The organism is Actinocorallia lasiicapitis (assembly GCF_054778695.1).
Genome location: NZ_BAAGZI010000288.1, coordinates 1 through 7,754, shown reverse-complemented (window position 1 = coordinate 7,754; position 7,754 = coordinate 1). Strand labels below are relative to the sequence as shown.

7 protein-coding genes are annotated in these 7,754 nt (G+C 68.8%); 4 read left to right on the top strand and 3 right to left on the bottom strand.

Annotated elements, in window-relative coordinates:
* Positions 1-163 precede the first annotated feature (163 nt).
* The 3 genes from ACYVE7_RS24960 to ACYVE7_RS24950 are packed head-to-tail and all read right to left on the bottom strand — an operon-like array spanning position 164 to position 2,512.
* Entirely contained in the window at positions 164-1,873 is a 1,710-nt protein-coding gene (locus ACYVE7_RS24960; protein ID WP_460367735.1) for an urease subunit alpha, read from the bottom strand.
* Entirely contained in the window at positions 1,866-2,213 is a 348-nt protein-coding gene (locus tag ACYVE7_RS24955; protein WP_460367732.1) for an urease subunit beta, read from the bottom strand. Before ACYVE7_RS24955 ends, ACYVE7_RS24960 begins: the two co-directional genes overlap by 8 nt.
* Positions 2,210-2,512 (bottom strand): urease subunit gamma, encoded by a 303-nt coding sequence (locus ACYVE7_RS24950; protein ID WP_460367730.1) that lies wholly within the window; start codon positions 2,510-2,512, stop codon positions 2,210-2,212. The genes ACYVE7_RS24955 and ACYVE7_RS24950 overlap by 4 nt, the downstream gene beginning before the upstream one ends.
* A gap of 383 nt (positions 2,513-2,895) precedes the next feature.
* Between ACYVE7_RS24950 and dnaG the strand changes: the two genes are divergently transcribed.
* The 4 genes from dnaG (at position 2,896) to efeO (ending at position 7,666) form a co-directional block, all read left to right on the top strand.
* On the top strand, positions 2,896-4,737 hold the full coding sequence (dnaG, locus tag ACYVE7_RS24945; RefSeq protein ID WP_460367728.1) for a DNA primase: 1,842 nt from the start codon (positions 2,896-2,898) through the stop codon (positions 4,735-4,737).
* 75 nt (positions 4,738-4,812) lie between these two features.
* Positions 4,813-5,958: an RNA polymerase sigma factor RpoD gene (gene rpoD, locus ACYVE7_RS24940; protein WP_460367737.1), complete on the top strand. Its 1,146-nt coding sequence runs from the start codon at positions 4,813-4,815 to the stop codon at positions 5,956-5,958.
* A 95-nt stretch (positions 5,959-6,053) separates the two neighbouring features.
* A complete protein-coding gene (locus ACYVE7_RS24935) occupies positions 6,054-6,434 on the top strand; it encodes a YbjQ family protein (protein WP_460367726.1) in 381 nt (126 codons plus the stop codon).
* A 119-nt stretch (positions 6,435-6,553) separates the two neighbouring features.
* The gene (efeO, locus tag ACYVE7_RS24930; RefSeq protein ID WP_460367725.1) at positions 6,554-7,666 is read left to right on the top strand and encodes an iron uptake system protein EfeO; all 1,113 of its coding nucleotides are present in this window, start codon (positions 6,554-6,556) and stop codon (positions 7,664-7,666) included.
* The last annotated feature ends 88 nt before the right edge of the window (positions 7,667-7,754 follow it).

The window sequence follows — 7,754 nt, the reverse complement described above, 5'->3', positions numbered from 1 at the left end:
GCCGTCACCAGCCCGGACGTCCAGAGCCGTCCCGTCAGGAAGCCCGCGAGGTCGGTGACGGTGCGGACCGCTCCGGCCGTCACGGCGGGCTCCAGGCCGCCCGAGTGGGCGTGGCCCCCGGCGGGCAGCCGGGAGTCGGCGAGCATCAGCAGCTGGGCGTTCATCAGAACAGGAAGTAACGCTGGGCCATCGGGAGCTCCGTGACGGGCGCGGGCTCGATCGCCTCGCCGTTCACCTTGACGGTGAAGGTGTCGGGATCGACCTCGATCGTCGGCAGCGCGTCGTTCAGCGGCATGTCGGCCTTGGTGACGCCGCGCGTGTTCTTGACGGCCGCCAGCCTGCGCCGGACGTCGATCTTCGAGCCGAGGTCGTCGTCGAGCGCGGCCTCGGACACGAAGTGCACCGAGGTCGCCGCCGCGGCGGCGGGGGAGGCCCCGAACATCGGGCGCGGCAGCACCGGCTGCGGGGTCGGGATGGAGGCGTTGGCGTCGCCCATCTGCGCCCAGGCGATCATGCCGCCCTTGACGACGAGCTGCGGCCGCACCCCGAAGAACTTCGGCTCCCACAGCACCAGGTCGGCGAGCTTCCCGACCTCGACGGAGCCGACCTCGCCGTCCAGTCCGTGCGCGATCGCCGGGTTGATCGTGTACTTGGCGACGTACCGGCGGGCCCGCAGATTGTCGGCGGGTCCCTCCAGCGCGCCCAGCCGCTTCTTCATGACGTGCGCGGTCTGCCACGTCCGGATGACGGTCTCGCCGATCCGGCCCATCGCCTGGGAGTCCGAGCCGATCATCGCGATGGCGCCCAGGTCGTGCAGGACGTCCTCGGCGGCCATGGTGGTCGGCCGGATCCGCGACTCGGCGAACGCGAGGTCCTCGGGCACCTCGGGGCTGAGGTGGTGGCAGACCATCAGCATGTCGAGGTGCTCGTCGAGCGTGTTGATCGTGTGCGGTCTGGTCGGGTTGGTCGACGACGGCAGCACGTTGGGGTGCGAGGCGACCGTGATGATGTCGGGCGCGTGCCCGCCGCCCGCACCCTCGGTGTGGTAGGCGTGGATGCCCCGGCCGGCGATCGCGGCGAGCGTCGACTCGACGTAACCGGCCTCGTTGAGCGTGTCGGTGTGGATCGCGACCTGCACGCCTGAGGCGTCGCAGACCCGCAGGCACGCGTCGATCGCGGCGGGTGTCGTGCCCCAGTCCTCGTGCAGTTTGAACCCCGACGCCCCGGCGCGCAGCTGCTCCCACAGCGCCGCCTCCGAGACCGTGTTGCCCTTGCCGAGCAGCGACACGTTCACCGGCCACGTGTCCAGCGCCTCCAGCATCCGGTGCAGGTACCAGGCGCCGGTGACGGTCGTCGCCTTGGTGCCCTCGGCCGGCCCGGTCCCGCCGCCGATCAGGGTGGTGACGCCCGCTCCCAGCGCCTCCTCGATGAGCTGCGGGCAGATGAGGTGGACGTGCGAGTCGACCGCGCCCGCGGTGAGGATCTTCCCGTTGCCGGCCAGGATCTCCGTGGACGGCCCGATCACCAGATCCGGGTGGACCCCCGGCATGACGTCGGGGTTGCCGGCCTTGCCGATCGCGGTGATGCGGCCGTCGCGGATCCCGACGTCGGCCTTGACGATGCCCCAGTGATCGAGGATCACCACCCCGGTGATGACCAGGTCGGGGGCGCCTTCGGCCCGGGTCGCCCGGGCCTGGCCCATCGACTCGCGGATCACCTTGCCGCCGCCGAACACCGCCTCGTCGCCCGCGCCCTGCCCGCGCGACAGGTCCTCGGTGACCTCGATGAACAGATCGGTGTCGGCGAGCCTGATCTGGTCGCCCGCCGTCGGCCCGTAGAGCGCCGCGTAGCGCGCACGCGTGAGTTCAGCCACCGTTCTCCCCTTCCAGAAGGGCCCCGTCCAGCCGGAGGCCCGGCACGATCCGGTGGCCGCCGAGCGCGACCAGCTCCACCTCGCGGGTGATCCCCGGCTCGAACCGCACGGCCGTCCCCGCGGGGACGTTCAGCCGGTAGCCGCGCGCGGCCGCCCGGTCGAACTCCAGCGCCGGGTTGGCCTGGGCGAAGTGGTAGTGCGAGCCGACCTGCACCGGCCGGTCCCCGGCGTTCTCCACGACCAGCGTGATCGTCTTCCGTCCGGGGTTGAGCTCGACGGGCTCCGCCCCGGTGATGATCTCGCCGGGCACGAACCCGCCACCGCCCGTCGCGGCGCTCACGGGATCGGCCTGTGAACGGTCACGAGCTTGGTCCCGTCGGGGAAGGTCGCCTCGATCTGCACCGAGTCGAGCATCTCGGGGATGCCCTCCATGACGTCCTCGCGCGACAGGACGCCGCGCCCCGACTCCATCAGCTCCGCCACGGTCCGCCCGTCGCGGGCCCCTTCCAGCACGTGCACCGCGATGATCGCGGTCGCCTCCGGGTGGTTCAGCCGCAGTCCCCGGGCGCGGCGCTCGCGCGCCACCCCGGCCGCCACATGAATGAGCAGGCGTTCCTGCTCGTGAGGTGTGATCAGCACGTTGGTGACGTTAGCGCTGGTCAGACCGGGTCTCTACGGGCCAATTGCCGAATTAACAGGCTTTTAACTACCCGCCCCTTCGTCCCGTTTGCCGGTTCTCACCATGGCTGTGGCGGGTGCGTCCTTCACCGAGGCCGGGGGTGGGGCGAGGGGTGGCGCTAACCTCCTCGTCCCCGTGGGGAAATGTGCACGGAACGTTCCAGCGGCAGGATTCCCGGCAAGACGTCCTCCGGTGCCTGGCGCGGGCCCCCGGAAGGTCGGGCAACTGGTGAGGCCCCGGTCCGGTGCAGGAAGCCGTGCGGACCGGGGCCTCGCCGTCATCTCGGGACCGGCCGGACGTTCCGGGGCCCGCGGTGTCGGACCAGGGCCGTAGACTCGCCGCCATGGCAGGCCGCATTCGTCAAGAGGACATAGCGATCGTTCGCGAGCGGTCCCCGATCGACGCCGTCATCGGCGAGTACCTCCAGCTCGTCGGCGCCGGCGGCGGCAACATGAAGGGCCTCTGCCCCTTCCACGACGAAAAGTCCCCCTCCTTCAACGTCACCCCCTCCAGAGGTCTTTATTTCTGCCACGGGTGCGGGGTCGGCGGGGATGTGATCAAGTTCGTTCAGGAGATCGAGCATCTGAGTTTCGCCGAGTCGGTGGAGCGGCTGGCGGGCAAGGCGGGGGTGCAGCTTCAGTACGAAGAGGGCGGGTATGTTCCGCGGAAGGATCTGGGGCAGCGGGCTCGGCTGATCGAGGCGCACAAGGAGGCGGCGGCGTACTACGCGTCGCAGCTCACCAGCGGTGAGGCGGCCGTGGCGCGGAAGTTCCTCACCGACCGGGGGTTCCAGGCGGCCGACGCGGCGCACTTCGGGCTCGGATACGCGCCCAACGAGTGGGAGGCGCTGGTCCGGCATCTGCGGCAGCAGGGGTTCACCGACAAGGAGATCCTCACCGGGGGGCTCGCGGTCGAAGGGCGGCGGGGGCCCAGGGACAGGTTCAGAGGACGGCTGGTGTGGCCGATCAGGGACCAGAGCGGGGACGTCATCGGGTTCGGCGCGCGCAAGCTGCTCGACTCCGACGAAGGGCCCAAATACCTCAACACCCCCGAGACCCCGCTGTACCACAAGAGTTCGGTGCTCTACGGGCTCGACCTGGCGAAGAAGGAGATCGCGCGGGCCAAGAAAGCCGTGATCGTCGAGGGGTACACCGACGTCATGGCCTGCCATCTGGCGGGGGAGACCAGCGCGATCGCCACCTGCGGCACCGCGTTCGGCGAGGACCACATCAAGGTGCTGCGCCGGATGCTGATGGACCAGGCCGAGGCGCGCGGCGAGGTCATCTTCACCTTCGACGGGGACAACGCCGGCCAGAACGCCGCGCTGAAGGCGTTCAAGGACGACGACAAGTTCTCCAGCCAGACGTTCGTGGCCGTGCAGCCCGACGGGCTCGACCCGTGCGATCTGCGGATCAAGCACGGGGACGCCGCCGTGCGGGATCTGATCGCCGCGCGGGTGCCGCTGTTCGAGTTCGCGATCAAGAACAAGATCGAGAAGTTCGACTCCTCGACGGTCGAGGGCCAGCTCGCGGCGCTCGACGCCGTCGCCCCGGTGATCGCCGGGATCCGTGACGCCGGCAAGCGGAAGCTGTACGCGGTCAACCTGGACCGCTGGCTGGGGATCATGGACGAGCAGCTCGTGCTCGCCCGCGTCCAGGCGCATCTCAACGACGGCCAGGCCGCGCCCCGGCGGCGGGCGCGCGTCGACCCCAACGATCCGATCGTGGAGCTGGAGCGGGAGCTGTTGAAGATGGCACTGCAGCGTCCCGTGGCGCTCGGCCCGTTCTATGACGTGCTGCCGGCCGAGGCGTACACGGCGCCCGAGCACCAGGCCGTCCAGTCGGTGATCCTCGCGGTGGGCGGCACGGCGTCGGCGACGGCCCCGCTGGAGTGGGCGGCGCGGCTCAGTGCGGCCGCTCCCAACGAGGAGGTCAGGTCCGTCCTGACGCGTTACAGCGTGGAGCTCCCCAAGTCCGGCCTGGTTTCGGACGATACCTATGCCGGAAAACTTCTGGTCCGATTTATGGAACACCAGCTCACACGGGAGATCGAGGCCAAAAAGGCCAAACTCGGGAGGCTGAATCCGGTCTCCGAGGCGGACGAGTACAACCGGCTTTTCGGCGACCTTGTAGCCCTTGAGCAGCGCAGACGTCATCTTCGTGATCGCGGAGTGGAGGGTCTGTAGTGGTTTCCGCCGCGAAATTGGGGCCTGCGATCTAGCTGTGTTCTGACGCACACTGTCTGCGTGGGACCTTTGGTAATGCCCAGCGAGGCGCCGTCGGTCGAACAGGTGGCGGACCTCGTCGCGAGAGGCAGAGAGCGTGGAGGCGGCGTCACGGTCGACGACGTCGCGGCCGCGCTTGATCGCTCCGAACTGCCGGCCGACGCCCTGGAGGGCGTCGTCCGTTTGCTCGCAGAGCAGGGGGTGGAGGTCCTGGAGTCCAAAGAGGACTCCGAGGAGCTCACGCGAGCGGAAGAGGGAGACCTCAGCAGAAGGGCGCCTACCAGCGACCTGGTCCGGATCTATCTGCGCGAGATCGGCCGCGTCCCGCTGCTGACGGCAGAAGACGAAGTAGAACTGGCCAAATCCATCGAAGCCGGGTTGTTCGCCGAGGAGAAGATGGCGCACACGTCCATCATCTCCCGGACCGAACGGCTCGACCTGGAGCTGCTGTCCCGGCAGGGTGTGCGGGCCAAGCAGCGTCTCATCGAGGCCAACCTGCGCCTGGTGGTGTCCATCGCCAAGCGTTACGTCGGCCGGGGGATGCTGTTCCTGGATCTGATCCAGGAGGGCAATCTCGGGTTGATAAGGGCGGTCGAGAAGTTCGACTACACGAAGGGCTACAAGTTCTCCACCTATGCCACCTGGTGGATCCGGCAGGCCATCACCCGCGCCATCGCGGATCAGGCCCGCACGATCCGGATCCCGGTGCACATGGTGGAGACCATCAACAAGCTGATCAGGGTGCAGCGCCAGCTCCACCAGGATCTCGGGCGGGAGCCGCTGCCCGAGGAGATCGGCGGGGAGATGGGGTTGTCGCCCGAGCGGGTGGTCGAGATCCAGCGCATCGCGCAGGAGCCCGTCTCGCTGCAGTCGCCGATCGGCGAGGAGGACTCCGATCTCGGCGACTTCATTGAGGACGCCGACGCCGTGGTCCCGATCGAGGCGGCCGCGTTCATCCTCCTCCAGGACCAGTTGGAGGACATCCTGGCCACCCTGTCCGACCGTGAGCAGCGCATCATCCAGTTGCGCTTCGGTCTGGCGGACGGCCATCCCCGGACGCTCGAGGAGGTCGGCCGGGAGTTCGGGGTGACCCGTGAACGCATTCGCCAGATCGAGTCCAAGACCCTCGCGAAGCTGAGGCACCCGTCCCGGGCGCAGATGCTGCGCGAGTATCTGGAGTAGCTCCGCGTGCGGCGGTGATTCCCCCGGAGGGCGACCGGGGGAATCCGTCGTGTCCGTCCCAGTGCGCGGGTGAAATATGGCTTACGGTGGGGTTCATGCTGATCGTGACGACCGACACCATCGCCGGGTATGAGATCCGATTCGTCCGGGGGGCCGTCTCCGGGACGGGCCTGCAGTCGTCGGGCGCGATGGGGCTTTCGGATGCGCGGCGGTCGGCGATCGAACGGCTGAAGGCCGACGCCGAACGGCACCACTGCAACGCGGTGATCGGGATGCGGTTCGAGAACACGAACCTCGGCAACGGCGGCTTCGAGGTGTGCGCCTACGGCACGGCCGTGACGGTCGAGCAGGTCGCGGCGCCCGTCGCCGGTCAGTTCCAGTCGGGCGCGGTGCCGCCCGCGCCGCCCGCGGGCCCCTCGTCGGGCGGCATTCCGATGGTGGGCCGGAACATGACCGTCCAGGTGCCAAACCGCTGATCTTCGGCGCGTTAGTCATTTCACATCGAATCAGGACGGACCTGGCTTGACGTGGGCAGGTAAGGGGAGGCTAAGTTAGGGCAGCTTCGCCTAACACCCCACGTCATGGAGTCCAGCACATGCGGTCCGTCCCCCTTCTCGCCGTCACAGGTCTTCTTTCCGTCAGCGCCCTCGCGGCGTGCGGTGGAGAGGACAAGGCGGCCGACAGCGGCGCGCTGACGATCACCTCCACCGACACCGCGTGTGAGGTCTCCAAGACCGACCTGGCCGCCGGCACCAGCACCTTCAAGATCATCAACAAGGGCTCGCAGGTCACCGAGGTCTACTTCTACGGCCCCGACGGCAAGATCGTCACCGAGAAGGAGAACATCGGCCCCGGCACCAACTACGACATCACCGTGCAGCTCGGCTCCGGCGACCAGCAGATCGTCTGCAAGCCCGGCATGGTCGGCGACGGTATCAAGCAGGCCATCAAGGTCTCCGGTGAGGCCGCCGCGCTCGACCCGCGCCTCGCCAAGGCCGTCTCCGACTACCGCGTCTACATCGACACGCAGGTCGCCGACACCATCGCCAAGACCGAGAAGTTCGTCGCGTCGGTGAAGAAGGGCGACGTCGACGGTGCGAAGGCCCTGTACGCGCAGTCCCGCTTCGGCTGGGAGAGCGTCGAGCCGGTCGCCGAGGCGTTCGGCGACATCGACCCCAAGGTCGACCTGCGCGAGGCCGACCTGGAGTCCGGTGACACCTGGTCCGGCTGGCACAAGATCGAGAAGGCGCTCTGGGTGAAGAAGTCCACCAAGGGCGAGGAGGCCACCGCCGACCAGCTCCTGGCCGACCTGTTGGTCCTCCAGGACAAGGTCCACACCGCCGAGATCACGCCCGCCTCGATGGGCAACGGCGCCAAGGAGCTGCTCGACGAGGTCGCCACCGGCAAGATCACCGGTGAGGAGGAGGCGTTCTCCCACACCGACCTCGTCGACTTCCAGGCCAACCTCGACGGCGCCCAGAAGGTGTTCGAGCTGCTCAAGCCGGTCGTCACCGAGAAGGACGCGGCCCTCGCGACCAGCCTCACCGACGGTTTCGCCAAGCTCCAGACCCTGCTGAAGAAGTACGACACCGGCAACGGCGGCAAGGTCTCCTACGACAAGGTCAAGGACGCCGAGCGCAAGGAGCTGTCCGACGCCGTCAACAGCCTCGGCGAGCCCCTGTCCAAGCTCGCGGCAGCGGTCGGCTAGCCGATGACCGAACAGAACGAGAACGCCCAGCCCGCGACGGCCGAGGAGCCGCCGCGGGCCGCGGCCGTTCCGCGCGAGCGGGCGGGGC

Coding starts and splice junctions, on each gene's coding strand:
- dnaG (WP_460367728.1), top strand. CDS start 2,896: ATGGCAGGCCGCATTCGTCAAGAGGACATAGCGATCGTTCGCGAGCGG.
- rpoD (WP_460367737.1), top strand. CDS start 4,813: ATGCCCAGCGAGGCGCCGTCGGTCGAACAGGTGGCGGACCTCGTCGCG.
- ACYVE7_RS24935 (WP_460367726.1), top strand. CDS start 6,054: ATGCTGATCGTGACGACCGACACCATCGCCGGGTATGAGATCCGATTC.
- efeO (WP_460367725.1), top strand. CDS start 6,554: ATGCGGTCCGTCCCCCTTCTCGCCGTCACAGGTCTTCTTTCCGTCAGC.